Genomic DNA, 26,217 nt, shown 5'->3' with positions numbered 1-26,217 from the left:
GTGGCGAGCAGGGTCAATCGGTGCGGAAGCCGGGGAGCCAGTCACCGACGATGCGCCGGGCGGCAACGGTCGCGCCCAGCTGGCAGAGGATGGCGGTGGTACCCATCGTGGTCCGGTAGATCATCAGGTACTCGGGCGGCAGGTTCAGCGAGCGGCTGGTGCGGAAGTCGGTCCCCCGCAGGTTGCCCACGCGGTCGGCCTGCCCCTGCATCCAGCCCCTGGTGAAGGTGAACCGCTCGGTGCGCAGTGGCTCGACCAGGGGGGAGAGGAAGGCCAGGACGTCCTCGGCCGCGAGCTCCGTCCTCGGCCCCAGGAAGCGTTCGGCCCGCAGGAACCGCAGTAATTCGTCCGGGTCGTCGCCGAGGGCCAGCCGGAGCAGCACGCCGAAGGTCGGCGGCGGCCCACCGGGGAGGCGCGCGACCGCGCCGAAGTCGATCACGATGAGGCGCCCGTCGCCGTCGAGCATGAAGTTGCCGGGGTGCGGGTCGGCGTGGAGGAGACCCACCTGGTGCGGCGCGGAGAAGTTGAACAGCGACAGCAGCGTCCCCGCGTGGTCCCGGTCGTCCTGGGAGCCGTCGCGGATGATGCCGGCCAGTCCCGTTCCCTCGACCCACTCGGTGACCAGCGCCCGGGGCGCGCTCGCGAGCACGCGGGGGACGCGGACGTTCGGGTCGTCGGTGTAGGCCTTGACGAACCGGCGTTGGGCGTCGGCCTCCACCCGGTAGTCGAGTTCCTCGGACATCCGTTCCTGAAGTTCGGTGAGCAGCGGTTTCACCTCGGTGCCGGGCACGATGCCCTGGATGAGGCGGCTGAACCTCTGGAGCTGGCGCAGGTCGGACATCAGGGCCTCGCCGGCCCCCGGGTACTGGACCTTCACCGCGACCTCCCGACCGTCGTGCCAGGTCGCCCGGTGCACCTGACCGATGCTGGCCGCGGCGGTGGGGACGTCGTCGAATTCCGAGAACCGGCTTCGCCACGCGCTGCCGAGCTGCTCGGTGAGGACCTGGTGCACGTCCCGCGTCGGCATGGGAGGAGCGGCGGACTGGAGTTTGGTCAACGCCTCGCGGTAGGGCTCGGCGTACTCGTCCGGAACGGCGGCCTCGAAGACGCTCAGTGCCTGGCCGAACTTCATCGCCCCGCCCTTGAGCTGGCCGAGCACGGCGAACAACTGTTCGGCTGTCCTGGCCGAGATCTCCGCGTTCACCTCGTCGGCGTCCCGGCCGGTCAGCCTCTTGCCCCAGCCGGCGGCGAAACGCCCCGCCGCTCCCAGCGGCAGGCCAGCGAGTTTTGCGGTGCGCTGAACGGTCCGACGCGGGATCTCACTCACCTGGCGATTGTCCCCCGGAACGGCCACTCGGCGACACCCATTCGGCCGGCTTGTCGGAACGGGTGGTGCCGGCGCGGTCGACGGCGGGACGGCATCCGCACCGGGGGTGGGGCTCCCAGGCCCGCGCCTGGAGGGTCGCGAACCGCAGGTCCAGTTCCAAGGTCGTGTTCCACACCCGTGGGCGGTCGATCCGCGGCGACGCGCCCCGGTCGAGGGCGAGCAGGCACTGCGAAGCGGCGAGCGCGGCCGTCGCCGTACCGGTCGAGCCGTCCACCGGTACGGGTCGTTCGGCGAGTTGCGCGGCGAGCAGCGGCCAGCAGGGGTCGGCGTCGGTCCTGGTGAGGTCGGCACAGCGCAGGCAGCTCGTGCGGCCGGGGACGACGAGCGGGCCCACGACGCCGACGCCGTCCCACACGCGTGCGGGCAGGTGGGGCACCCCGTCCGCCATCAGTTCGCGGACGGCGACGGGGTCGGGGAGGGGGACGTCCGCCAGCACGACGAGATCAGGGGTGCCCGGAGCGAGGACACCGGTCCGCACCCCGGGCACCGCCTCGGCGACCAGGGCGTTCGCCGTGTTCGTGCGGTCACGCCCGACGTCGGCGAGCCGGTACCCCAGCGTGGTGTCCTCCGGGCGGACCGTGCCCTTCGCCGCCACCCGTACCCGGCCCACGCCGCCTCGCGCGAGTTCGACGGCGACGGCCGGCGCGAGCGGGCCGTCCCCCCGCACCAGCACGCGGGCGTCCCGGAGGGCCGGTGGGCGGCCAGGAGGCCCCGTCGCGTGGACGCGATCACCGGCGGGGTCGGGCGTGGCGGGGCCCGCGTCCTCCAGCACCCCGTGCCGCGCCAACCAGTCGAGGAAGGCCAGCGCGGCGGGTGGCTCGGCCCTCGGGGCGACGCCGGGGTGGGGGGTGGGGACCAGGCCTCCGCCGGAGGCGCGGGAGTCGAGGCGGAGGCACAGCGCGACCAACGCCGGGGAGAGCCCCTCGACGACGAGTGCCGCACCAGCGGTCAGGCCGAACTGCACGGAGGCCGTACCCCGGCGGAGCACCGGCAGGCCGGCCCGGACGCGGGGCAGGGTCGGAACGGGGAGCGGAGGGGGAGTGGCCGGGCTGGCCGCTCCGGTGGTGTGCTCACGGACGTGATGCTCTCGGGTGGGTCGGCGGCGGGCAAACCGGTGTCCACAGGCGCGGCCGGTGGGGGCCGACGATTTCCGGACCGGCGCCACCGCGCGGTCGCGCCGGGGCGAGTCCCCCGCGCGCACCGGTACCGAGCACCGCCGGCCGTGCGGGCGACCGGGGTCAGCGAGCGCCGGGCCCACGTGACCGTGGGCCCGGCGGGTCGCGATCAGGAGGCCTTGCCGAGGATCCGCGTCATCTTCGTGCCGCAGACCGGGCAGGTTCCCTTGGCCATCCGACGGCCGTTCGTCTCCTCGACGGTACCGGTGAAGTCCCGCTTCTCCCGGCACTTCACGCAGTACCCGTTGTAGCTGTCCGCCACGGTTGCCTCCCTACGCTCGACGTGCCCCGAATCCGCCTGACCTCGTTGGGCCGAATGGCCTATTCTGCTCACCCAGGCGACGTCAAGCCACGCTATATGTGGCCGCTTCCGTCATCGGGTATGCGGCGCGGAGCGTGTCCAGTATTGGCAGGTCACGGCGATTCCGCCCGCCAAGCGGGCCGACGATTTCCGGTACGTTGGGTGATCGGCGAACCCCTGGTCGGGGGTACGCGCTCGCACCTACGGCGGAAAGTGGTGCGTCAGCAGCTGGCCAATGCGACCACAGGTCACCTCGGACCACTCGCCGGCGGGGTTTCCCGGCCGTTGTTGGCCTGGTCGGGCCAGTCCCACGAGGTCCGGGCGCCCCCGGCCCGGGCGACGCGCGGGCAGGGCGGCGACCTACCGTGGTGCCGTGGTGAGCCCCCAGGACGGCCCGCTGGCGCGGGTCCCGGACATGCCGCCAGCGGGGATGGCCCCGCCCGAGGTGGAGGTCAGGAGGAGCGCGCGCCGGCGGCGCACCGTCACCGCGTTCCGCGAGGGTGGCAAGGTGGTCGTGCTGGTGCCGGCCCGGCTCTCCGCCGCCGACGAGCAACGCTGGGTGCGGGAGATGCTGCGGCGGCTGGAACGCGGCGAGAGCAGGCGGCGGTCACGCGCCCGGAAGTCCGACGCGTCGCTCGCGGTCCGCGCCCGGGACCTCCTCGGGCGCCACCTCCCCGAATGCCCCGAGCCCGCCAGCGTCCGCTGGGTCCCACCCATGCGCACCCGCTGGGCCTCCTGCACCCCGGCCGAGGGCACGATCAGGGTGAGCGAGCGACTCCGGGACATGCCCACCTGGGTGCTCGACTACGTCCTCGTGCACGAGCTGGCCCACCTGCTCGTGCCCGGCCACGGGGAGGACTTCTGGCGGTTGGTCCACCGCTACCCGAGGGCCGAACGCGCGATCGGTTTCCTGGAAGGGGTCAGCGCGGCGGCGGGGCTGGCCATCGAACCCGCCGACGACTCGGCGCCCGTCGACTGAGCGCGCTCCGGTCAGGAGTGGTCGCGCCCCGGGACGGCCCCGCCGGGCCGGGCGTCCCGGGGCCACCGGGTGTCAGGGCCGCTCGCCGCCGCCCCGCCCCTGGTCGTCCTGGTCGTCGTCGGTCCGCTCCTCGCCGCCGGAGGACGCGTCCCCCGCCGCCGCGCTCTCCTCCGCGCGGCGGAGCGCCGCGAGCGGGTCGTCCAACTCGGAGGAGGCACGACCGAAGTGCTCCACGAAGTCGACGGGATCGTCCAGGTCAGCCGAGGTGGGCATCAGATCGGGGTGGTTCCACACCGAGTCCCGCTGCTCGACGCCGTGCCGGTCGGTGAGCCCCCGCCACAGCGTGGCGGCCGCCCGCAGCTGCCGGGGACGCAGTTCCAGCCCCACGAGGGTCGCGAAGGCCTGCTCGGCGGGGCCTCCGCTCGCCCGGCGGCGACGCAGCGTCTCCCGGAGCGCGTCCGCCCCGGGCAGCCGATCGCCCAACGCCTCGCCGACCACCAGGTCGACCCAGCCCTCGATGAGCGCGAGCAGGGTCTCCAGCCTGGTCAGCGCCTGCTTCTGCTCCGGAGTGCTGCGCGGTTCCAGCAGGCCCGAGCGCATCGCCTCCTCCAGGGAGGCGGGGTTGCTGGGGTCGACCTTGCCCGCCAGCTCCTCCATGGCGTTCGGGTCGACCCTGATCCCGTGGGCGAACTCCTCGACGGTCGCCAGCAGCCGTTGGCGCAGCCACGGCACGTGGGAGAACAACCTGAGGTGAGCGGCCTCGCGGGCCGCGAGGAAGACGAGGACCTCGTTCGCCGGGCGGTCCAGGCCCTGGGTGAAGCGGTCGATGTTGCTCGGCAGGAGAGCGGCCGTCCTCGGCTCTCCCAGCGGCAGCCCGATGTCGGTCGAGGTGAGCACCTCGGAGGCGAACTGCCCCAGGGCGCTGCCCAGCTGGGAGCCGTAGGCCATGCCCCCCATCTGCCCGAGCATCGACAGCAGGGGGCCCGCGTTCTGCTTCGCCTCCGCCGGCAGCATGTCGGTCCAGGCCGAGGACACCTGGCGCGCCACCGGGTCGCACAGGCGCCGCCAGGTCGGGAGGGTGCTGTCGACCCAGTCCTTGGCTGACCAGGTGCGCACGCTCTGGGCGCCGACCGGGAAGGTGGTGACCGGGTCCAGCCACAGCTCGGCCAGCCGGAACGCCTCCGTCGTCGCGTCGTGCTGTCCGGCCGATGGCGGTTGGTCCCGACCCCCGCTGTTGATCTGCTGGAGGGCGAGCTGTTTGGCCAGGTCGTAGTTCACCGGCCCGCTGGAGTGCTGCGAGGCCTGGCTGAGCATCTGGCCGAGCTGGCTGAGCATCTGGCCCAACGAGCCCATGTCGAAGCCCGGCATCCCCCCGGGACCGACTCCGAAGGGCGACTCGCCTCCGGACCGGCCCGAGGGATCGTCGCGCTTCCCACGGTCATCGGGATCCTGCGAGTTGAACCCGAAGGGTAGATCGGTCATGCCGTCAACCGTACGCGGCATGGGCCGACCAGCGTGGGATCGGTCCGCCGGGGTCGGTGGTGACCCGTTCCGTAGGCTGGGCCCTCGTGAGCCGCCGTACTTGGTCCCTGTTGGTGAGTGTCGCGTTGGTCGGCGTCTTCGCCGCCTTCGGGGGTTTCGTCACCGTGCCCTACGTGGCCCTCGGCCCGGGCCACACCTACGACACCCTCGGTCTGGTGGCCACCAGCGGCGAGGTGGCTCCGCCGCCGCTGTTGGAGGAGGGGGACGCGCTCCCCGGTGAGACGGGCGCGGAACCCGACCCTGGCGAACTCCGGTTGACGACCGTGCAGCTCACGACGGACGTGACCCTGTTCGGCGCCCTGGGGCTGTGGGCCAGTGGCAACTACGCGCTCGCGCCCCGCGAGGAGTACTACCCGCCGGACCGCACCCGCGAGGAGATCGAGCAGGAGAACAGGCAGTCCTTCACCGCATCCCAGAGCAGCGCGGAGACCGCCGCGCTGCTCTACCTCGGCTACCCGAGGAAGGTCCTGGTCGGTGAGGTGTTCGGGGACGGCCCCAGCGACGGCGTCCTGGAACCCGGGGACGAACTGGTGACGGTGAACGGCGTCGACGCGGACTCGGCCGAGGCGGTGGTGGAGTCGCTGGCCGACACCGCGCCAGGGGACCGCGTGGACATCGTCATCAGCCGGGACGGCGTGGAGCGGGACCTCACCGTCGAACTCGGGGCCCGGGACGACCGGGAGAGCGGGTACCTCGGCGTCGCGCCCCTCGACCAGCCCGACGTGGACTTCGACGTGGACATCGAACTCGACGAGGTCGGTGGCCCCTCCGCCGGGCTGATGTTCGCCCTCGCGATCATCGACACCCTCAGCCCGGGGGAGATCACCGGCGGGACCCACGTGGCGGGCACCGGCGAGATCACCACCCAGGGCGCGGTCCGGCCGATCGGCGGCATCAGCTTCAAGATGCGCGCCGCGAAGGACATCGGGTCCACGGTCTTCCTGGTGCCGACGGGCAACTGCGCCGAGGCCGTCGCGAACGCGCCGGACGGCCTCCAGCTCGTGGAGGTCGAGACCCTGGAGGGGGCGGTGGACGCCCTGCGCCAGGTCCGCGCCGGGGAACAGCCACCGGACTGCTCCCCGAACTGACCGTCCGGCCGCCGCCGCTCAGGGGCGAAGCGTCGCCCGCAACGCCGTGACCAGGTTCGGGGCGAGCTCCGGGTGCTCGACGATCTCCTCGGGCACGAGGTCGTCCGCCCGAAGCCGCAGCACGCAGGCCGCCGAGCCGTCGCGCAGGACCGCCGCCACCAGGCGTGCCTCCCGGCGCTCCGGGTGGTTCGCGGCCTCCTCCGGGCTGACGGCGAGGCCCTCCTCGGACTCCGCGCCGTCCGCGCCGGGCGGCAGCACCACGATCTCCTGCGCCAACGCGCAGCCATCCACGGCGTCGGGCCACTCGATCCCGGACAGCGCCTCGGCGAGGTCACCGTCGGGCAGGGCGTCCTGCGCGATCGGCGTCAGTGTCGACCCGGGGTCAACCTGACCGACCAGGTTGGGTTCCCTCGCCAACAACGCACTGGTGCTGACCAGCGCGAACAGTTGGATGGGCTGGTCCCAGCCCCCGGAGGCCACGAACTCCTCCACCTCCCGAGCGGCGGCTGGCAGCGACCGGGGCAGTTCTGCGTCGTGTTCTGCGTCCACGGGTCCATCGTTCCGGTCGGGAGGGGACCCCACGACGGGGGGCTCCGAACGCGCGAGACGCCCACGTAGAGTTGGACATCGCAGGACGGACCGCACACCCCACCCCGGTGTGGTCACGTCCGGCCCCTGGTCCCTTGTCCTCAACCCGGGAGAGTGCGCTGTGGCGATGCGGAGTCCCGTCGGCATGCCCAAACTTTCCAGGCGAGCGCGGATCCTCATCGCTGTCGGTGCGGTGCTGCTGCTGTTGCTGTTGAGCGGATCGCGGCTGTTGAGCACCTATGTGGACTGGCTGTGGTTCGGGGAGGTCGGCTTCCGGTCGGTCTTCACCACGGTCCTGTTCACCCGAGCCGTGCTGTTCGTGGCGGTCGGTGTTCTGGTCGGAACCGTGCTCGCGCTCAGCCTGTGGCTCGCGTACCGGTCGCGTCCGGTGTTCGTGCCCGCCTCAGGTCCCGACGATCCCGTGGCGCGCTACCGCACGGCGGTGACGGCCAGGATCAAGCTGTTCGCCTTCGGTATCCCCGTCCTCGTGGGCATCGTGGCCGGTGTCGCTGGCCAGGGCAACTGGCAGGCGGTGCAGCTCTTCCTCAACGGCGGCGAGTTCGGGGTGACCGATCCCCAGTTCCAGCGGGACATCGGTTTCTACGCGTTCCAGCTGCCGTTCTTCCAGTGGCTGCTCGGTTGGGCGTTCGTCGCGGTGGCGGTGGCGTTCGTCGGCGCGCTGGTGGCGCACTACCTGTTCGGCGGCATCCGGCTCGCCGGGCGGGGTGGCGACCTGACCGGCGCCGCCAAGGTCCAGCTCGCGGTGCTGGCCGGCGTCTTCGTCCTGCTCAAGGCGGTCGCCTACTACTTCGACCGGTTCGCCCTGCTGACCTCGGAGCGCAACGACAACTTCGTCGGCGCCACCTACACCGATCTGCACGCGGTGATGCCGGCGAAGCTGATCCTGCTGTGCATCGCGGTCTTCTGCGCCGCGGCCTTCTTCGTGGGCGCGGTGCGCCGCAACCTCCAGTGGCCGGCCATCGCGACGGCCCTGCTCGTCGTGTCCAGCGTGCTGCTCGGCTCGCTGTGGCCCGCGGCGCTCGAGCAGTTCTCGGTCCGCCCGAACGCCAACCAGCGGGAGGCGCCCTCCATCGCGAACAACATGGAGGCGACGAGGGCCGCGTACGGCATCGACGACATCAACTACATCGACTACGAGGGGCAGAGCGACCTCGAACCGGCGGACCTGCGCGAGGACACCGCGACGATCCCGAACGTCCGGTTGCTCGACCCGAACATCCTGACCCAGACCTTCACGCAGCTCCAGCAGCGCCGGAACTTCTACGGCTTCCCGGACAAGCTCGACATCGACCGCTACACGATCGACGGTGAGACGCAGGACTACATCGTCGCCCTGCGGGAGATCAACACCGAGGGCCTGGCCGAGAACCAGCGGAACTGGATCAACCGGCACCTGGTCTACACCCACGGGAACGGGATCGTCGCCGCCCCGGCGAACGAGGTGAACTCGGCGCTGGCGGACACCGGCGGTGAGGGCGGCTACCCGAACTTCAAGGTCAGCGACCTGGCGACACCGGACGGTTTCGTCCCGGTCGAGAACCCGAGGACGTACTTCGGGGAGCTGGGCACCGCCTACGCGATCGTCGGGACCACCGACGACCAGGGCAACCCGTACGAGTACGACACCGACAACGACCGGTACACCTACACCGGTGAGGGTGGCGTCCCGATCGGGAACTGGTTCAACAGGCTGGTGTTCGCGGCCTACCACGCGGAACGCAACATCCTGTTCAACCAGGCGATCAGCCCCGACTCCAAGATCATCTACAACCAGAACCCCCGGGACCGGGTGGCCGACGTCGCGCCGTGGCTGACGGTGGACAGCGACCCCTACCCGGCGGTCGTGGACGGGAAGATCACCTGGATCGTCGACGCGTACACCACGCTCGACAACTACCCGTACGCGGAGAAGACGGAACTGGGTGAGGCGACCACCGACAGCCTCACGAACGCCCGGGGCGTGCCGGAACAGCTGGACGAGCGGATCAGCTACATCCGGAACTCGGTGAAGGCGACCGTCGACGCCTACGACGGCACCGTGACGCTCTACGCGGTCGACGAGGAGGACCCGGTCCTCCAGGCGTGGCAGAGCGTCTTCCCGGACACCGTGCAGCCGGAGAGCGAGATCAGCGACGACCTGCGGGCGCACTTCCGGTACCCGGAGGACCTGTTCAAGGTGCAGCGGGACCTGCTGACCCGCTACCACGTCGACAACCCGAGCGACTTCTACGCCAACGTCGGCTTCTGGAACGTGCCGTCGGACCCGACCGTGGGTGACGACCCGGGTGAGGCGAACACGCCGCAGCCGCCGTACTACATCCTGGCGGAGGACCCGGCCACCGGAGAGGCGACCTTCCAGCTCACCAGCGCCCAGGTGTTCCTCCAACGGCAGTTCCTCTCCGGCTTCATGTCGGTGAACTCCGATCCGGAGAACTACGGGGACATGACGGTCCTCAGGCTCCCCGTCGACAGCCAGACGCAGGGCCCGCAGCAGGTGCAGACGCAGTTCGTCTCCTCGACCGAGGTCAGCACGGAGCTGAACCTGTTGCGGCAGCAGGCCACCGACGTGCTCTTCGGGAACCTGCTGACCCTCCCGGTGGGAGGCGGTCTGCTCTACGTCGAACCCGTGTACATCGAGCGGAGGAACGAGGACTCCTCGTTCCCGCAGCTCGCCAAGGTGTTGGTGAGCTTCGAGGGCCGGGTCGGGTACGCGCCCACCCTCGCGGAGGCGCTCGACGAGGTGTTCGGCACCGGTGCCGGTGAGGGGGCCACCGACCCCACCGGGGAGGACGTGGAGGTCGCCGAGGGTGACGAGCCCTCGGGTACCGACGACACACCCACCCCACCGGAGACCGAGGAGCAGGGAGCGGGCGAGGACACGAGCACGCCGACCACTCCGCAGGCTCCGCCCGCCGACTCGGTCGACTCGGCGGTCCAGGGCATGGACTCGGCCCTCGAACGGCTCCAGTCGGCGCAGCGCTCCGGTGACTTCGCCGAGATCGGGCAGGCCTACCAGGATCTCGCCGAGGCCATCGAGCAGTACGAGTCCCTGCGGGGAGACGGTGGTTGACAGTCCAGCCGCCGGTTCCGGCCGGCGGCGCTGACTCCGTGAGCGACGCCCCGGGGGCACTCCCCCGGGGCGTCGTCCTCGTCCGGGCGCGGTGGGCCGAGCGGAGTGAGACGGGGGTCACGGCTGGATCTGGTCCCCGCGATTTGCGTTCGAGGTTGATCCGTTCTAAAGTAATTGAAGTCAGGGCGAGCGGAGGCCATCTCCGCAGTGGCCGGAGGCCAGGTCCTGAGCGACGCGGGGTGGAGCAGCTCGGTAGCTCGCTGGGCTCATAACCCAGAGGTCGCAGGTTCGAATCCTGCCCCCGCTACCACGAGGTCCCGCACACCGCGAGGTGTGCGGGATTTTTCGCATCCCGGGGTCGGTCCGGCCTGGTCGAGCGTCCGTGGGCGGCAGGCGCCGTCCTCCGCCGCGGCTGGCGGCTCGGCTGGTCGGGGGCCAAGGCTGGTGAGGGACCCGTATCCGCCGGTGATCCACGGCGGGCGCACCTGGACCCGGGCGCGCGGCGAGGGCCGAGAGCCGCCGGGACGGGCGGGGCGTGGCACCATCCAGCTCCCGGGCGGACCTCGTCGGCCCCGGGGGAGGGAGAAGCATCCCTGGTCGCGAGGGTGACGTCCCGGCGACGCCGTCACACGGCCCCTTCGGGAACGGTGGACGTCCACGCTGTCGGGAGTCCCACCGCTGGCGGCTCGGGCACGCCGCGGATGGTCACGAGTTGGTCTCCCGGTAGGGCACGCTCGGGGTGCGTGTCGGACCGGGCTGGGAGAGTGGCCGGATGGCGCTCGAGTTCCGTCGGACCCGGCACGACGACCTTCGGCTCATCCAGACCTGGCTCCGCCGCCCGCACGTGGCCCGTTACTGGGTGCACGACACCAGCGACGCGGGGGTGGAGCGCGACTTCGCGGGCAGCGTGCGGGGCACGGAGCCGTCCGAGGACTTCCTCGTGCTGTGGGGAGGCAGCCCCATCGGGTTCGCGCAGCGGTGCCGGATCCACGACTACCCGGAAGGGCATCGCGAACTGATCGAGCTCGTCGACGTCCCGTCCGACGCGCTCACCATCGACTACTTCATCGGCGAGCCGGAGCTGCTGGGGCGGGGTCTCGGCACGCTGTTGATCGAGGCCTTCACCGAGCTCTGCTGGCGGGACCACCCGGAGGCGAGCGCGATCATCGTCCCCGTCGCCACGTCCAACACGCCGTCCTGGTCGGCCCTGCGCCGCGCCGGGTACGCCGCCATCGGCACCGGGTACCTCACCCCGGACAACCCCCTCGACGACGGCAGCCACCACGTCCACCGGCTCGACCGGCCGACCCGCGGCCCGGAGGCGGACCCGCCAGCTCCGGGTGATCAGGGAGGACCTGGGCACCGCTGAGGCGGAGGGAGCGCCGCACGGGTGGCACACGACCTCCACCGGGACGGAACCAGTCGGTGCCCCTCCGCGTGTGTTCCGGGCTTCCGCCATCGGGGCCCGGGCGGTGGTGGGCCGCCGAGGTGGACGTCCCGTCGAGGAGCGCGGCCACGACCTCCGGTCCCGGGGTGGGGAGCGCAGGGGCCGCGCGGAGCGTGGTCCCGGGCCCCACAGCACCTCCGCCCTCCCCGCGACACCGTCGCGGGCCACCGGCTCGTCCGGTCCCTCGGGCCGGTGGCGCACTCACGGCTCAGGCGGCTCCCACGGCCGTCCGCGTCGCACCGGACGGAGCGCGCCGCGTGCCGCCCCGGGCGGAGCTGGCCGTCCACTCCGACCGGGCTCAGGGAGTCGGGGTCGTCGACCACGGCTCCCTGAGCCCTCCTCGCGCGGATTGGCGGCGGGGGTGGCGTCGGGCGGCTGACCGGACCCGTTCGCCGGTTCCCGGGGGCGGTGCGCGCCTGTCGGGCACATCGTGGGTGTCACCGCGGGTCAGAGCGTGCTTCGTGCGGGTGCGCCACCCTGGGGTACCCCCGGGTTTGCCGCCGTTTCGGGCATCCTCTAAGCTCTTCCATGTCGGGAGGAGCGGCGGTGGGAACCGCGGCGGCTGGCCCAAGGCCAGATCCCGAACGGCGCGGGGTGGAGCAGCTCGGTAGCTCGCTGGGCTCATAACCCAGAGGTCGCAGGTTCGAATCCTGCCCCCGCTACGAGTGGAACGGCCCCGGTCCAGTGGACCGGGGCCGTTCGGCGTTCCGGGGCGTCCCCTGACCGTGGACGGGAGATCAGTCCCTGTTGCCGGTGAACACCCGCCGGTCCGCGCGGTCCCCGAGCAACCGCCGCGACTCCTGTTCCAGCAGTTCTCGCAGTTCCGGGTGGAGGCGGGGCGACCAGTCCGCCAGGAACTCCTCCAACCCACGACGACGCGACCGGACGAACGCCGATGCGAGCCTCTTGCCCGCCGCCGTCAACATGAGGTAGCCGTCCCGCTCCCGCACCAGCCCCGCGTCGACCAGCTCGGACACGTACGGGGCACCCGTTCCCGGCTCCACCCCGGCCTGGTCCGCCAGCCACGCGCGGGTGCTCGGCCCCTCCCGCTCGAGGTTCGCCACGATCCAGCAGGACGCCGGGCTCAGGTCGACCTCGGCCGCCGCGGCGAGCCTGCGGTAGTAGTCGTGCCGCATGTCCCGGTCGGCGTAGCGGGAGATCGCCAGTCGCAGCTCCTCCCGCGAGTCCCGTGCGCTCGGCGCCGCCCCGAACCGGGTGCCCGGGTGACCGCCCCGCACCGAGTCGCGGAGCGGGACCTCCCGGAGGAACAGGCTCAGCAGGAACGCCACCGCCGCGACGGGGGCCGCCATCAGGAACACCGGGCTGAGCGCGTCGACGTAGATGTCGATGAAGGAGTTCGCCAGCTCGGGCGGCAGCTGCCGCACCGCCCTCGGGTCGTTCTCCAGCGTCGTCGCGTCGACACCGGGCGGCAGTGGCAGGTCACCTCCGCGCTCGGCCAGTCGGGTGTTGAGCCCGTTGGCGAACACCGCGCCGAACGTCGCGACCCCGAAGGACCCGCCGATCATGCGGAAGAACGTGTTGCCCGAGGTGGCGGTTCCGAGGTCCGCGTAGTCGACGCTGTTCTGCACGGCGGTCACCAGGACCTGGAGCACACAGCCGAGACCGGCGCCGAGCAGCGCGAAGTACAGCGACATCACGAGGGTCGATGTGCGCTGGTCCATCGTGCTGAGCAGCAGCATCGCCACCGTGATGAGGGCGGTGCCGACGATGGGGAACACCTTGTACCGGCCGGTCCGGCTGATCAGGTTCCCGCTGCCGACTGAGGTCACGAAGATCCCGAGGACCATCGGGAGCAGGTGCACCCCCGAGAGGGTGGGGGAGACGGAGTGCACGATCTGGAGGAACAGCGGCAGGTAGGTCACGGTGCCGAACAACGCGAAGCCGACGACGAAGGCCATCGCCGCGGCCACGGGGAACACCGGGTCGCGGAAGAGGCGCAACGGCAGCACCGGCTCGGCCGCCCGCCGGGCCGTGAGGCCCCACAGCACCAGGAGCACCACCGCCGCGACTCCCAGGCCAAGGACCACCGGGGAACCCCAGGGGTAGGTCGTCCCACCCCAGGTGGTGAGCAGGACCAGGGACACCGCCGCTCCCGCCAACAAGGTGGTGCCGAGGTAGTCGATCCGGTGCCGTCCGGCGTGGGCGGTCCTGGGCAGCACGACGGCGACGACGGCGAGCGCCAGCACGCCGAGCGGCAGGTTGATGTAGAAGACCCAGTGCCAGGAGAGGTGGTCCACGAACAGGCCGCCGAGGAGGGGGCCGGCCACCGAGGCGAGGCCGAACACGGCGCCGAAGACGCCCTGGTAGCGGCCTCGTTCCCGAGGGGGCACGACGTCCCCGATCAGGGCCTGCGCGAGCACGATGAGGCCGCCCCCGAAGAGGCCCTGGAAGGCTCGGGCCGCGATGAGCTGGGTCATGGTCTGGGCGATGCCGCAGAGCGCCGAGCCGACCAGGAACCCGATGATCGCGGCCTGGAACAGACCCTTGCGGCCGTACTGGTCCCCCATCTTGCCCCACAGCGGGGTGGAGGCGGTGGACGCGAGGATGTACGCCGTGACCACCCAGGAGAGGTGGTCCAGCCCGCCGAGGTCGCTGACGATCGTCGGGAGCGCCGTGGCCACGATGGTCTGGTCCAGGGCCGCCAACAGGACCGTCAACATCAGGGCGCTCAGGACCAGCGGCAGCGTGGTGTCGCCCGGCCGACCAGCGGCCGCGCGCGTTGCCGGCACCGACGCCATGCCACCTCCCGGGTCGCCCGGCCACGGGCCGACGGACCGTCCCGGCTCGTCGGTCCGCCAGTGTGGTCCGGGCGGCGGGTGGCGGCAATTCGATGGGGCTGGGCGCGCCCCCGCGACCGGGCACCCGCCGCCCCGGTGGTGGCCGAGGAGACGAACGGACGACCGGGACCGCCGTGCACCTCCGTCGGGACCCGATGACCCGCCGGAGGTGGGTGACCGGGCGGGTGGCCCGGCCGGTGGTGCTGAGGGCCGCCCCGCCTCAGGAGGAGGTCGGCCCCTCCGCCTCGGCCACCACCGCCCGCCACCGCTCCCAGGCGCGCCGCTCGGCGCGCTCGGTCTCCTCCTGCTCCGCCCGTTCCCGTTCGGCCTCCTCCACGCGTTCCGCCCACCGACGGGCACAGGCGGCCGAACAGGCCCGTTCGGTACCCGAGCGCCGGTGCTGTCCCCGCAGCGCGCGTCCACACACCCCGCACCGTTCGCCGTCGTCGGCCGGCGGGGGGAGGAACCGAGTCCTCAGGGTGCGGGCGCGTTCGGCGACCTGGTCCCGTACCTCGGCGCTCCGGGCGGCGGCCCTGTCTCGCAGCCAGCTGCGGTGCATTCGACGACTACCTCCGGTCGGGGGAATCTGTGCTCGGCCAGGGGGCCGGACCTCGTCATGCTCGACGGGGCGCCCGGAACGCGCGCGGCGAGTGCGCGATTTCCGCCCGATCGCATGGCCCTTCCCCGTCGGGCCGCGAAAGTGGGTGACGGGAGTCCCGGGCTTCCGGCTGGCGCGGACCGGCGATGTGCGGTAGGCGCCGCTGGCCGCCCCTGACCAGGCGATGTCCGGGGCCGGAAGGCCCGGAGGCGGGTGTGGAGGAAGGCGCGGCGTGCCACGGGCCGTACCGTCGCTGACCCTTTCGGGGCATCGTCGGGGGGACCAGCCAGGACAGGCCCCGGCCCGGCCTCGGCCACTGTGGACGAGCCGCGCGCGCCGTGGCACCGTGGAGCCGTGTCCGAGTTGAACTCAACGTCTGCCGCACTGCTCGGCCTGCTGCACGACGGTCCCATGACCGGCGGGCAGCTCGTCGCGGCGGTTGCCGAACGCTTTGGTGGGTTCTTCAGCGTCACCAGGAGCCAGGTCTACCGGGAACTTCCGGCTCTGGCGCAGAACGGCCTCTTGCGGCTGGGCAAACAGGGCCCACGCTCCAGCCAGCAGTACGTGATCACCGCCGCGGGCAAGCGGGCCTTCAAGGCATGGCTGAACACCGAACCGGGACCGGACAACCTCCGGAGTCCGCTGGTGCTCAGGCTCGCCTACGCCGGGTCTCTCACGGCTCGGCAGCGACGCGCCCTGGTGGAGGCGGCGCGACCGGACGCCGCCGCCAGGCTGGACGCCGCGAAGCAGGACGCGAAGGCGGCCGACGACCCCTTCACCAAGGCGGTCGCCGACTTCGCGGTCGCGCACAGCCGAGCCCTGCTGAAACTGCTCGACACCGTGCCGACGGACTGATCCCCACCACGAGTGGGAGGCGGGCCGGTTCGGGCGCGACCGTCCACCGGGCGGTCGAGCTCGACCGCCCGACCCGGGGCGGTGCCGACGCGCGGCCCACGGGCGTCCAGGCCTCCTGCTCCCCGGTTGAGCGCGGGCCCCCGCCGGACGCGTACGCTTCGTGTTCGTGAACCCCGACGTCGCCGCTGACCTGAAGGACCTGTCCACCACGCTGTCCAGCGTCGAGGCCGTCATGGACCTGGACGGCCTGCGCACCGAGATCGCCGAGCTGGAGAAGCAGGCCGAGTCCCCGAGCCTGTGGGACGACGTGGAGCACGCCCAGACCGTCACCAGCAAGCTCTCGCACAAGCAGAGCGAACTGCGTCGGGTCTCCGACCTGCGGCAGCGCCTCGACGACCTGGAGGTGCTCTACGAGCTCGCGGAGGAGGAAGCCGACGCCGGCTCGGCCTCCGAGGCCGACGACGAACGGGCGCGGCTGCGCAAGGACATCGCGTCGATGGAGGTCCGGACCCTGCTGTCCGGCGAGTACGACGACCGGGACGCCCTGGTCACCCTGCGCGCCGAGGCCGGCGGGGTCGACGCCGCGGACTTCGCCGAGATGCTGCTGCGCATGTACCTGCGCTGGGCGGAGCGCCACGGGTACAAGACCGACGTCTACGACACCTCCTACGCGGAGGAGGCCGGGCTGAAGTCCGCGACCTTCCGGGTCACCGCCCCCTTCGCCTACGGCACCCTCTCCGTCGAGCAGGGGACGCACCGCCTCGTCCGGATCTCGCCCTTCGACAACCAGGGGCGCCGGCAGACCTCGTTCGCGGGGGTGGAGGTCGTCCCGGTCGTCGAGCAGGCCGACCACGTCGAGATCGACGAGAAGGACCTCCGGATCGACGTCTACCGGTCCTCCGGGCCGGGCGGGCAGGGCGTGAACACCACCGACTCCGCCGTCCGGATCACCCACCTGCCCACCGGGATCGTCGTGTCCTGCCAGAACGAGCGGTCGCAGCTCCAGAACCGCGCCACGGCGATGGGCGTCCTTCAGGCCAAGCTGTTGGAGCGGCAGCGCCAGGAGGAGCGGGCCAAGCTCGACGCGCTCCGGGGTGACGGCGGCTCCAGCTGGGGCAACCAGATGCGTTCCTACGTGCTGCACCCCTACCAGATGGTCAAGGACCTCCGGACCGACTTCGAGGTGGGCAACCCGACGGCCGTGCTCGACGGCGACATCGACGGTTTCCTGGAGTCCGGCATCCGCTGGCGCCGGCAGTCCGAGAGCTGACCGGAGGTTCGACCGTCCTCGTCCCGCTCGCGCGGCACCGGTGGCCCGCTGACTCTTCGCGCATGTCAGACACCCTCGGTGACCGTCGTGAGCTGGGACGGGACGCGTCCGGGCCGCCGCACGGGCGTGAGTAGACTGGCCAGCCGTGATCCGGCTAGAGCACGTGACCAAGGTCTACAAGACCTCACCGCGCCCGGCCCTGGAGGACGTCTCGGTCAGCGTCGACAAGGGCGAGTTCGTGTTCCTCATCGGCCCGTCCGGGTCAGGGAAGTCGACCTTCCTGCGATTGCTGCTGCGTGAGGACGTACCGACCAAGGGCGAGATCCACGTCGCCGACTGGGATCTGACGAAGCTGCCCCGGCGCCGGGTGCCCCGGTTGCGGCAACGCATCGGCTGCGTCTTCCAGGACTTCCGGCTGCTCGTCAACAAGACGGTCGCCGAGAACGTCGCCTTCGCGCTCGAGGTCATCGGCAAGCCGAGGCACACCATCCGGAAGGTGGTGCCCGAGGTGCTCCAGCTGGTGGGGCTCGACGGCAAGGCCGAGCGGATGCCGAACGAGTTGTCGGGTGGCGAGCAGCAGCGCGTCGCCATCGCCCGTGCGTTCGTGAACCGGCCGCTCCTCCTGTTGGCCGACGAACCGACCGGTAACCTCGACCCCGACACGAGCCAGGACATCATGTTGCTGCTGGAGCGGATCAACCGCACCGGCACCACCGTCCTCATGGCCACCCACGACCACTCGATCGTCGACTCCATGCGTCGCCGGGTGGTCGAGCTGCAGTTCGGCAAGGTGACTCGTGACGACTCCCGGGGTGTCTACGGCGTTGGCCGTTAGCCCCGGCCCCGGCTGAACCACCCCGCCCTCCTCCCCCGAATTCGCAAGGATCGCTTCCCCCGATGCGCGCCAGTTTCGTGTTCAGCGAGGTCCTCACCGGCTTGCGCCGGAACGTCACGATGACCATCGCGATGATCCTCACGACCGCAATCTCGCTCGGCCTGCTGGGCGGCGGTCTGCTCGTCGTTCGCATGATCGACCGGATGGGCGAGAACTACCTCGACCACCTCGAGGTGTACGTGCACCTCACGGACGACGTCAGCCAGAGCGACGCGACCTGCTCGGACGAACCCTGTGCCGGCCTCCAGTCCTCCCTGCAGAACGCCGCGGGCGTCGAGTCGGTGGTGTTCGAGAGCAGGGAGGAGGCCTACGCCCGGTTCCAGCAGATCTTCGCCGGCCAGCCCGAGCTGGTCGACCTGACCCGCCCCGAGTCGCTGCCGGCGTCGTTCCGGGTGAAGCTGGAGAACCCGGAGCGGTTCGCGGCGCTGGAGGAGGAGTTCAGCGGCCAGGCGGGCGTGAACCGGGTGGTGGACCAGGCCGAGTTCCTCGACCGCCTGTTCGACCTGCTCGGTGGCGTCCGGAACGCGACGTTCGCCATCGCGCTCGTCCAGGCCATCGCCGCGCTCCTGCTGATCTCCAACACCATCCAGGTGTCGGCGTTCACGAGGCGGACGGAAGTGGGGATCATGCGGCTGGTCGGCGCGACGCGCTGGTACACGCAACTCCCGTTCCTCCTGGAAGCGGTGGTCGCCGGCCTGATCGGTGCCCTCCTGGCGGTCGGCGGCCTGGTCGTGGCGAAGCTGGGCTTCATCGACCGGGTGTTGCAGGGGCCGATCGAGGCGAACATCATCCCCGAGCTGTCGCTGGCCGACGTGCTGCTCATCTCACCGGTGCTGTTCGGGGTGGCGGCGGCCGTCTCGGCCGTGACGGGCTACGTCACGCTGCGGCTCTACGTGCGCAACTAGTGGTGGTGGCGCGGCGGTCCGGGGAAACGGTTTGCGAGGACCCGTAGAGTTCATCGCATGGCGAAGGAACGAGGCCAGAAGGTGATCGCGTCGAACAAGCGGGCGCGACACGACTACTCCGTGCTGGACAGCTACGAGGCCGGGATCGCCCTGATGGGCACCGAGGTGAAGAGCCTCCGGGCCGGACGCGCCTCGCTGGTGGACGCCTTCGCCACCGTCGACGACGGGGAGGTGTGGCTCCGGGGGCTGCACATCCCCGAGTACGCGCAGGGGACGTGGACCAACCACACCCCGAGGCGGACCAGGAAGCTGCTGCTGCACAAGGCCGAGATCCTGCGGCTGATCGGGAAGACGAAGGAGAGCGGGCTCAGCCTCGTGCCGCTCTCCCTCTACTTCAAGGACGGCAAGGTCAAGGTCGAACTGGCGCTGGCCAGGGGGCGGAAGGCCCACGACAAGCGGCAGGCCATCGCCAAACGGGACGCCGAGCGGGAGATGGAGCGGGCCGTGGGGCGGGCCCGCAAGGGCAAGTGGTGACCCGCGAGTGGAGTGGCGCGGGTCACGATCCGGGGTGGCGGGGCCGCTGACCTGCGCGGTCGCCGGTGGGGTCCTGTCCGGGCGCCGCCGGGTGCCGGCGCGCCACCCGGTGGGTACGGTCCCCGGGAGGGCCAGCTCCGGAAATGGGAATGAACCGGGTGGGCTCACGCGTTATGCTGGACGCGTCACGACAAGGGGGTGAACGGTTTCGACTCCGGACGGTGAGTCAGGGGAAGCGTGCAGGTGCAGGCGGGAGACCACCTAGAGCGTCGCCGCACAACAAATAAGCGCCGACAACAAGAGTCGCGCCGAGTTCGCCCTCGCCGCCTGAGCGAGGACTAACTCTGTCGGACCGGGAACGCCTTCGTCCCGGACCCCGGCATCATTGAGAAGGCTCAACTGCTAGGACTGGCTACGGGAACTGGCAGGACACCTCACAGTAGCTGGGCTCGTCACACCGGCAGGTTCGCGTGACCGGTGGAGTCAAGTAGAGGCTGAGCGGACTGCGCACGGAGAAGTCCTGAGGAAGCGTCGGAGGACCCGGGTTCAATTCCCGGCACCTCCACTCGAAACCCAGAGGGTGGCCCGCGACACGCGGGCCACCCTTCGTGCGTCCTGGCCCCTCGTCCCCGGGTGGGCCTCCGAGTGCGGTGAGGACGTCTCCCTCACCGCGCGGTGGCCAGGAGGACCCGGGCGAGCTCCTCGGGCTCGGTCAGCATCGGCCCGTGGTTGGTGGGCAGGTCGACGGAGGTGACGTCGAGCTCGGCGAATCGGTCGCGGGAGGTGGACCCCTCGCGGGGCCGGCCGGGCGGCGGGAAACCAGCGATGCCGTCCACGACCGCCCGGGTAACATGCCCTGTCATGGCAGCGCCCGCACGCAAGGTCTCCCTGACCGGAATCAAGCCGACCGGTGACCCCCACATCGGCAACCTGATCGGTGCGATCCGGCCCGCCCTGTCGCTGGTGGAGGAGCACGACTCGATCTACTTCATCGCCGACTACCACGCGCTCACCACGATCCGGGACCCGGAGAAGGTCCGTGAGTACACGCGGAGCGTCGCGGCGACGTGGATGGCGGCGGGGCTGGACACCGAGCGCACGATCTTCTACCGGCAGTCGGACGTGCCGGAGACCTTCGAGCTCGCGTGGGTGCTGTCCTGCCTGACCGGCAAGGGGCTGATGAACCGGGCGCACGCCTACAAGGCGATCCGGGACCGCAACGCCGAGGCCGGGCGTGACGACCTGGACTCCGGCGTCAACATGGGGCTGTACAACTACCCGATCCTGATGGCCGCCGACATCCTGCTGATGAACTCGGACCTGGTGCCGGTCGGTCGGGACCAGACACAGCACGTGGAGATCGCCGCCGACATCGCCGGCTCCTTCAACCACCACTACGGTGCGTCGTTCCGGTTCCACGTGCCCAAGGCCGTCGTACCCGAGGCGGAGGCGGGGCGGACGCTGCCCGGCACCGACGGTCGGAAGATGAGCAAGTCCTACGACAACACCATTCCGCTCTTCCTCCCGGAGCCGAAGCTGCGGAAGCTGATCAGGCGGATCCCGACCGACAGCGTTCCCGTCGAGGAGCCGAAGGACCCGGACTCGTCGCCCGTCTTCCGGATCCTGGAGCAGTTCGCCGACGCCGAGACCGTGGCGGAGACGCGGAAGCGGCTGGAGGCCGGCGGCGTCGGGTGGGGTGAGCTGAAGAACCAGCTCTTCGAGGTCCTCAACGAGCAACTGCGGGATCTCCGTGCCCGGTACGAGGAACTGATGGCGCCAGGGAGTGAACTCGACCGCGCGCTCGCGGAGGGTGCCGAGAAGGCGCGTCGCCGGGCGCGTCCGCTGCTCGACCAGGTCCGGGCCGCTGTCGGGATGTGAGCGGCCGTCAGCGGCCGTCAGCGGTGGCGGGGCGACCCGCCACCGTCCCGGGCGGGCCGGAGCGGCAGCCGGGTGATTCACCCAGGGCGGGCCGGGAGGGGGCCGCTGGCCGCACGCGTGGTAGCGGACGGGAGTCCCGTCATCACGGCGGTGCGAACATCATGACGAATTTCCCGTGAATCAAGCACGCGTTCTCGACACGGTTCACCGGGGTTGGTTCGATACCTCCGGGTTGTGACGTCCCGAACCCTCCGAACCGCAAGGAGAACCGTGCCCGCCCCCAGACCTGCCGGTCGCCGGCCCCGCGCCCTGGCCGCCCTCGCGCTCGGCGCGGTGACCCTGGCCGCGGTGGCCGCTCCCGCCGCCGCCACCGAGACGGTCGCCGCTGCCTCGGCCCCCGCCCCCCGTGACGGCTTCACGCTCACCCTGCTGTTCACCAACGACGGTGAGTCCGCCCTGCTCGGCGTGGACGCGGACATCGACGGTGACGGCCAGATCAGCCCGGAGGAGGAGCGCAGCTTCGGCGGTGTCGCACGAGCGAGGACACTCGTCGACCAACTGCGCGTGGAGGCGGCGACGGACCGCACCGGCTCTCCGCGCAGGGCCTCGCTGCTGCTGTCCGGTGGTGACAACTTCCTGCCCGGACCCGAGTTCGCGGCGAGCATCGACAAGGGCGCGCCGTACTACGACTCGTTGGCGATGAAGGCGATGGACTACGACGCCTCCATCATCGGCAACCACGAGTTCGACTTCGGCCCCGAGGTGCTCGCGGACTTCATCAACGGGTTCGACGGCACCCTCGACTTCGTCAGCTCGAACCTCGACTTCACGGCGGAACCCTCGTTGACCGCCCACACCGACGACGGCACGATCGTCTCCACGCGGGTGTTCCGCGAGGCCGGTGAGCAGATCGGCATCATCGGGCTCACCACCCCCGACCTGCCGGCGCTCTCCAGCCCGCGCGGTGTCCGGGTGCTGCCGGAGCTGGCGGAGATCACCAACGGCCTGGCCGAGGGCCTCGCCGAGCGGGGGGTGACCAAGGTCGTCCTGGTCTCGCACCTCCAGGACATCGACAACGAGCTGGCGCTCGTCCCGGAGCTCTCCGGGGTCGACGTCGTGGTCGGAGCCGGCGGTGGGGAGATCCTCGCCAACGACGGCGATCCGCTGGTGCCGGGCGACGTGGCCGAGCGGGAGTTCCCGCTGGTGGAGAAGGACAGGGACGGCCGGGTGGTGCCGGTCGTGACCACCACCGGCGACTACAAGTACATCGGTCGGATCGTGCTGAACTTCGACCGTGCCGGCGACCTGCTCGGGTGGGACGAGGAGAGGACCGGGCCGGTGCGGGTCGCCGGTGTCGGCGAGGACGCGGTGGAGCCCGATCCCTGGGTGCGGCGGCACGTCGAGGAGCCGGTGCTGGCCTACCTGGAGAACATGGCGGAGACGGTCGTCGCGACGAGCGAGGTCCCGCTCGACGGCGTCCGGGAGAACGTCCGGTCCCGGGAGACCAACCTGGGCAACCTGCTGGCCGACGCGGTGCGCTGGCAGGCGGCGGAGCAGGCCGACGAGTACGACGTCCCGGTGCCCGAGGTCGCCATCCAGAACGGGGGCGGCATCCGCAACGGCACGGTGATCCCGGCCGGCCCCGTCAGCGAGCTGAACACGTTCGAGGTCTCGCCGTTCGGCAACTTCGTGTCCGTGGTGCCCGACGTGCCCCGGGACCGGCTGCGCCAGCTGCTGGAGCGGGGCGTGGCGGCGCTGCCGGGGCAGGCGGGCCAGTTCATGCAGGTGTCGGGGATGAGGTTCACCTACGACGTGGAGGAGACGGCGCAGGTGGTCGAGGTGAACACCGGGGAGGTCCTGACACCGGGCGAGCGGGTTCGGGACGTCGTCCTCGACGACGGGACGGTGCTGGTGGCCGACGGTGAGGTCGTGGACGGCCCGGCGGTGTCGGTGGCGGTGAACGACTTCTCCGCTCGGGGCGGGGACGGTTACCCCTTCGTCGGCCTGGACTTCACCGTGGTCGGGCGCACCGACCAGCAGGCGCTCAGCGGCTACCTGCGGGAGGGGCTGGGCGGCACGGTCTCCTCGGAGCGGTACCCGTCCGGAGGAGAGGGCCGCATCGTCTCGGTGGGCTGACGGTCGTCCGGTCGCCCGACGAGGTGGCCGGTGGACGTGACCGGCGGGTCGATCCCCTCGTGGGGGTCGGCCCGCCGGCCTTCGTTCGGACGCGTCGCGGCTTCCGGCACCCAGGTGGCCGGGAGCGGACGTTCCCCTGGTCGGAGCCGGTCCCACCCGGACCACCGGTCCCGGCGCGGGCGCGGTCGGGAATGCGGGGAAGGGCCGTCGGCGTTGACCACGGCCGGTGGGCGGGGTCGGGTCGACGCTGGTACCCGACCGGATTGTCGGATTGGGGAAAGCACTTCCCCGTCTGTATTCTTAGCCAAGCTAAGAAGATTGAGGAGGCACACAGTGCGGTCGGCAGCCGGGGAACGACGGAAGAGACGGACTCCGGAGACCGGCGGCAGGCTACCCGTGGAGATCTGGGTCCTCTGCGTCGCGAACTTCGTGATCGCGGTCGGGTTCGGGATCGTCGCGCCCGCGCTGCCCACCTTCGCCGCGAGCTTCGACGTCGGCGTGACCGCGGTCTCCATGATCGTCAGCGCCTTCGCCGCGATGCGGTTGCTCTTCGCCCCCCTCGGTGGTCGCCTCGTCACACGGCTCGGTGAGCGCCCCGTCTACCTCGTGGGGCTCAGCATCACCGGCGTGGCCACCGGCGCCTGCGCCTTCGCGGCCGAGTACTGGCAGATGCTGCTCTTCCGGTCGCTCGGCGGCATCGGCTCCACCATGTTCACCGTGTCCGGGATCGCGCTGCTGATCCGACTCGCCCCGTCGACGATGCGTGGCCGCGCCTCCGGGCTGTGGGCGACCTCCTTCCTGCTGGGCAACATCGCGGGCCCCCTGATCGGCGGCGGTCTCGTCGAGACCTCGATCCGCGCGCCGTTCCTCATCTACGCCGGGATGACGCTGCTCGCCGTCCTCAGCACCTGGTTCTTCCTCCGGAACTCGGCGCTGGCCGCGCGGGAGGACAAGGACTCCAGCGACCCGATGAGCGTCCGGGACGCCCTGCGCAACGCCACCTACCGCGCCGCGCTCGTGTCGAACTTCGCCCACGGCTGGGCCGTCTTCGGCGTGCGGATCTCCCTCCTGCCCCTCTTCGTCGTCGAGGCGTTGCGGGTGGGGGAGAGCATGGCCGGGATCTCCCTGGCCGTGTTCGCCGCTGGCAACGCCGTGGTGCTCCTGTTCTCCGGTCGACTGGCCGACCAGATCGGGCGGAAACCCCTGGTGCTCGCCGGGCTGTTGGTCTCGGCCGGCGGCACGGCCTGGTTGGGGTTCACCACGACCGTCCCGGCCTTCCTGGCCGCGTCGCTGGTCGCCGGGCTCGGTGCCGGCCTGCTCAGCCCGCCCCAGGGTGCCGCCGTCGCGGACGTGATCGGCCGACGGGGAGGGGGCGGACCGGTGCTCGCCGGCTTCCAGATGGCCGCCGACGTCGGTGCCATCGTGGGCCCCCTGCTCGCGGGATTGCTCGTGGACGTCTCCTCCTACGGCCTGGCCTTCGGGGTGACCGGGGCCGTCGCCGTGGTCGCCTCCCTGTTCTGGGCCTTCGCCCCGGAGACCCTGCCCAAGGACGGCGGGGACCCGGCCGAGACCGGTTCGACGGTGGCCGCGGAGTCCGGGGCGCTCGACGAGGGGCCGGAACCGCCCAGCGGGGAACGGGTCGCCGAACCCACGCCGCCCCGCTGATCCGATCGCACCGGTGAGCCCAGTCGATCGGGTGAAATCGGACGCACCGGGGGCGGCCGGCCGGCGTGGAACGGGCGCCCAGGCGGGCGGCGGAACCCCTGGCACCTGCGCGGACGCCGTCAACCCTGCCCTCGACTGTCCTCAGCTCGCTCTCAGGACCGCTGAGTACCCTGCTGGGCGATCGGCTCGACGGCCCGCGCGGAGCGGACGGTCGCGGCCGCGGGTCGGCACGGAAGGGACGTGGACGTGGGAGGCGCGGAGCGCAACGCGCGGAAGAAGCGGCAGGCGAACCAGGGGGCGAAGGCGGTCAGCGCCGCCCGCGCGTCGAACCGCAACGCCAAACCCGTCGTGGTTGGCGTGGTGGTGGTGCTCGTGGTCGCCGCCGTGATCATCGGCGGGGTGCTGTTCACCAGGAACCAGGACCAGCAGCAGGCCGAACAGTCGATCCCCGCCGGCTCGGCCAGCGTCGACTTCGCCGCCCAGCGGGACGGCGCCGTGGTGGTGGCCGGCGAGGACACCGCACCGGTGACGATCGACCTCTACGAGGACTTCCTGTGCCCCGGCTGCGGGGCTTTCGAGGAGGCCTACGCCGAGCGCATCGAGTCCGAGATCGCCCAGGGCAACCTCCAGGTCCGGTACCACATGCTGCCGTTCCTCGACGCGGCCTCGGACCCCGCCGGCTACTCGGGCGACGCGGCCAACGCGACCCTGTGCGCCGCCGACGCCGGCCAGTTCCCCGACTACCACGCCAGCCTGTTCGCCGCCCAGCCCACCGAGGGCCGGCGCGGGTACGACGCCGACCAGTTCGTCGAGCTGGGCCGTGACCTGGGTATCGAGGGTGACGAGTTCGCGACCTGCGTGCGGGAGGGTGAGCACCGCGCCGAGGTGGACGCCGAGATGGAGGACATCCCCAACCGCGGCTACCTCCTGCAGGACGGGAGCTTCGGCACGCCGACCGTGGCCGTCGGGGAGCGGATGATCGACTGGGGTCAGCCCGACTGGCTGGACCAGGTGCTCGCCTCGGGGCGGTGACCACGGCTCGCGCTGGTCGCCGCACCCGCCGGTCGGCCCACCTCCGCACGCCG

At 71.5% G+C, this 26,217-nt stretch carries 21 protein-coding genes, 2 tRNA genes and 1 other RNA gene; 16 read left to right on the top strand and 8 right to left on the bottom strand.

Annotated elements, in window-relative coordinates:
- Positions 1-13: 13 nt before the first annotated feature.
- The 3 genes from G443_RS12505 to G443_RS12495 form a co-directional block, all read right to left on the bottom strand.
- On the bottom strand, positions 14-1,327 hold the full coding sequence (locus G443_RS12505; protein WP_026417250.1) for an ABC1 kinase family protein: 1,314 nt from the start codon (positions 1,325-1,327) through the stop codon (positions 14-16).
- Complete coding sequence (locus G443_RS12500) at positions 1,320-2,351, bottom strand: ThiF family adenylyltransferase (RefSeq protein ID WP_253860207.1); 1,032 nt, start codon at positions 2,349-2,351, stop codon at positions 1,320-1,322. The genes G443_RS12505 and G443_RS12500 overlap by 8 nt, the downstream gene beginning before the upstream one ends.
- Positions 2,352-2,671: 320 nt before the next feature.
- Positions 2,672-2,824 carry a DUF5679 domain-containing protein gene (locus tag G443_RS12495; RefSeq protein ID WP_016696985.1) on the bottom strand — a complete coding sequence of 51 codons (153 nt, stop codon included), beginning with the start codon at positions 2,822-2,824 and terminating at the stop codon, positions 2,672-2,674.
- 469 nt (positions 2,825-3,293) lie between these two features.
- Here G443_RS12495 and G443_RS12490 point away from each other — a divergent pair, with 469 nt between their 5' ends.
- The gene (locus G443_RS12490) at positions 3,294-3,842 is read left to right on the top strand and encodes a M48 metallopeptidase family protein (protein ID WP_026417249.1); all 549 of its coding nucleotides are present in this window, start codon (positions 3,294-3,296) and stop codon (positions 3,840-3,842) included.
- 72 nt (positions 3,843-3,914) lie between these two features.
- Here G443_RS12490 and G443_RS12485 read toward each other — a convergent pair whose 3' ends face one another.
- Positions 3,915-5,324, bottom strand: a complete 1,410-nt coding sequence (locus tag G443_RS12485; protein ID WP_035291284.1) for a zinc-dependent metalloprotease — start codon at positions 5,322-5,324, stop codon at positions 3,915-3,917.
- An 86-nt stretch (positions 5,325-5,410) separates the two neighbouring features.
- Between G443_RS12485 and G443_RS12480 the strand changes: the two genes are divergently transcribed.
- Complete coding sequence (locus tag G443_RS12480) at positions 5,411-6,472, top strand: YlbL family protein (RefSeq protein WP_051313277.1); 1,062 nt, start codon at positions 5,411-5,413, stop codon at positions 6,470-6,472.
- An 18-nt stretch (positions 6,473-6,490) separates the two neighbouring features.
- On the opposite strand, the gene G443_RS12475 is transcribed toward G443_RS12480, so the two are convergent.
- Positions 6,491-7,021 (bottom strand): PPA1309 family protein, encoded by a 531-nt coding sequence (locus tag G443_RS12475; protein WP_035273200.1) that lies wholly within the window; start codon positions 7,019-7,021, stop codon positions 6,491-6,493.
- A 160-nt stretch (positions 7,022-7,181) separates the two neighbouring features.
- Here G443_RS12475 and G443_RS12470 point away from each other — a divergent pair, with 160 nt between their 5' ends.
- The 4 genes from G443_RS12470 to G443_RS12455 all read left to right on the top strand — a co-directional run bounded on the left by G443_RS12470 (position 7,182) and on the right by G443_RS12455 (position 12,260).
- Positions 7,182-10,151 (top strand): UPF0182 family protein, encoded by a 2,970-nt coding sequence (locus tag G443_RS12470; protein WP_026417246.1) that lies wholly within the window; start codon positions 7,182-7,184, stop codon positions 10,149-10,151.
- Between the two features lie 233 nt (positions 10,152-10,384).
- Positions 10,385-10,461 (top strand) — tRNA-Met (locus G443_RS12465).
- A gap of 462 nt (positions 10,462-10,923) precedes the next feature.
- Positions 10,924-11,520, top strand: a complete 597-nt coding sequence (locus tag G443_RS12460) for a GNAT family N-acetyltransferase (protein ID WP_030146995.1) — start codon at positions 10,924-10,926, stop codon at positions 11,518-11,520.
- A gap of 666 nt (positions 11,521-12,186) precedes the next feature.
- Positions 12,187-12,260, top strand: a tRNA-Met gene (locus G443_RS12455).
- Positions 12,261-12,335: 75 nt separating this feature from the next.
- Here the strand turns inward: G443_RS12455 and G443_RS12450 are convergent.
- Positions 12,336-14,348 (bottom strand): MFS transporter, encoded by a 2,013-nt coding sequence (locus tag G443_RS12450; protein ID WP_211237447.1) that lies wholly within the window; start codon positions 14,346-14,348, stop codon positions 12,336-12,338.
- A 268-nt stretch (positions 14,349-14,616) separates the two neighbouring features.
- Positions 14,617-14,955 (bottom strand): hypothetical protein, encoded by a 339-nt coding sequence (locus tag G443_RS12445; protein WP_051313276.1) that lies wholly within the window; start codon positions 14,953-14,955, stop codon positions 14,617-14,619.
- Between the two features lie 393 nt (positions 14,956-15,348).
- Between G443_RS12445 and G443_RS12440 the strand changes: the two genes are divergently transcribed.
- From G443_RS12440 to ssrA, 6 genes are all read left to right on the top strand, one after another.
- Positions 15,349-15,849, top strand: a complete 501-nt coding sequence (locus G443_RS12440; RefSeq protein WP_026417244.1) for a PadR family transcriptional regulator — start codon at positions 15,349-15,351, stop codon at positions 15,847-15,849.
- Positions 15,850-16,015: 166 nt separating this feature from the next.
- A complete protein-coding gene (gene prfB, locus G443_RS12435; protein ID WP_026417243.1) occupies positions 16,016-17,119 on the top strand; it encodes a peptide chain release factor 2 in 1,104 nt (367 codons plus the stop codon).
- Between the two features lie 145 nt (positions 17,120-17,264).
- The gene (gene ftsE, locus G443_RS12430; protein ID WP_026066196.1) at positions 17,265-17,954 is read left to right on the top strand and encodes a cell division ATP-binding protein FtsE; all 690 of its coding nucleotides are present in this window, start codon (positions 17,265-17,267) and stop codon (positions 17,952-17,954) included.
- 62 nt (positions 17,955-18,016) lie between these two features.
- On the top strand, positions 18,017-18,919 hold the full coding sequence (gene ftsX / locus G443_RS12425; RefSeq protein ID WP_026417242.1) for a permease-like cell division protein FtsX: 903 nt from the start codon (positions 18,017-18,019) through the stop codon (positions 18,917-18,919).
- 57 nt (positions 18,920-18,976) lie between these two features.
- Entirely contained in the window at positions 18,977-19,453 is a 477-nt protein-coding gene (gene smpB, locus G443_RS12420; RefSeq protein ID WP_026417241.1) for an SsrA-binding protein SmpB, read from the top strand.
- Positions 19,454-19,647: 194 nt separating this feature from the next.
- Positions 19,648-20,021, top strand: a transfer-messenger RNA (tmRNA) gene (ssrA, locus tag G443_RS12415).
- 97 nt (positions 20,022-20,118) lie between these two features.
- On the opposite strand, the gene G443_RS12410 is transcribed toward ssrA, so the two are convergent.
- A complete protein-coding gene (locus tag G443_RS12410) occupies positions 20,119-20,316 on the bottom strand; it encodes a hypothetical protein (RefSeq protein WP_155886013.1) in 198 nt (65 codons plus the stop codon).
- On the opposite strand from G443_RS12410, the gene G443_RS12405 reads away from it, so the two are divergent.
- The 4 genes from G443_RS12405 to G443_RS12390 all read left to right on the top strand — a co-directional run bounded on the left by G443_RS12405 (position 20,315) and on the right by G443_RS12390 (position 26,164).
- On the top strand, positions 20,315-21,331 hold the full coding sequence (locus G443_RS12405) for a tryptophan--tRNA ligase (protein WP_026417240.1): 1,017 nt from the start codon (positions 20,315-20,317) through the stop codon (positions 21,329-21,331). The genes G443_RS12410 and G443_RS12405 overlap by 2 nt on opposite strands.
- Before the next feature lie 270 nt (positions 21,332-21,601).
- On the top strand, positions 21,602-23,467 hold the full coding sequence (locus tag G443_RS12400) for a bifunctional metallophosphatase/5'-nucleotidase (protein ID WP_245588666.1): 1,866 nt from the start codon (positions 21,602-21,604) through the stop codon (positions 23,465-23,467).
- Positions 23,468-23,800: 333 nt separating this feature from the next.
- Positions 23,801-25,132, top strand: a complete 1,332-nt coding sequence (locus G443_RS12395; RefSeq protein ID WP_026417238.1) for an MFS transporter — start codon at positions 23,801-23,803, stop codon at positions 25,130-25,132.
- Positions 25,133-25,378: 246 nt separating this feature from the next.
- Positions 25,379-26,164, top strand: coding sequence for a DsbA family protein (locus G443_RS12390; protein WP_026417237.1), 786 nt, complete (start codon positions 25,379-25,381; stop codon positions 26,162-26,164).
- Positions 26,165-26,217: the final 53 nt, after the last annotated feature.

Origin of the sequence: Actinoalloteichus caeruleus DSM 43889, assembly GCF_000429185.2 — a bacterium.
In the GTDB taxonomy this organism is placed as follows: Bacteria; Actinomycetota; Actinomycetes; order Mycobacteriales; family Pseudonocardiaceae; genus Actinoalloteichus_B; species Actinoalloteichus_B caeruleus.
Note: the sequence above shows the minus strand (reverse complement) of the source record. Positions and strands in the feature narration are given on the sequence as shown.

What these genes read in the sequence shown, in the direction of transcription:
- G443_RS12485 (WP_035291284.1), bottom strand. Translation starts at nt 5,324, where the DNA reads ATGACCGATCTACCCTTCGGGTTCAACTCGCAGGATCCCGATGACCGT.
- G443_RS12410 (WP_155886013.1), bottom strand. Translation starts at nt 20,316, where the DNA reads ATGACAGGGCATGTTACCCGGGCGGTCGTGGACGGCATCGCTGGTTTC.
- G443_RS12405 (WP_026417240.1), top strand. Translation starts at nt 20,315, where the DNA reads ATGGCAGCGCCCGCACGCAAGGTCTCCCTGACCGGAATCAAGCCGACC.
- smpB (WP_026417241.1), top strand. Translation starts at nt 18,977, where the DNA reads ATGGCGAAGGAACGAGGCCAGAAGGTGATCGCGTCGAACAAGCGGGCG.
- ftsX (WP_026417242.1), top strand. Translation starts at nt 18,017, where the DNA reads ATGCGCGCCAGTTTCGTGTTCAGCGAGGTCCTCACCGGCTTGCGCCGG.
- G443_RS12460 (WP_030146995.1), top strand. Translation starts at nt 10,924, where the DNA reads ATGGCGCTCGAGTTCCGTCGGACCCGGCACGACGACCTTCGGCTCATC.
- G443_RS12490 (WP_026417249.1), top strand. Translation starts at nt 3,294, where the DNA reads ATGGCCCCGCCCGAGGTGGAGGTCAGGAGGAGCGCGCGCCGGCGGCGC.
- G443_RS12445 (WP_051313276.1), bottom strand. Translation starts at nt 14,955, where the DNA reads ATGCACCGCAGCTGGCTGCGAGACAGGGCCGCCGCCCGGAGCGCCGAG.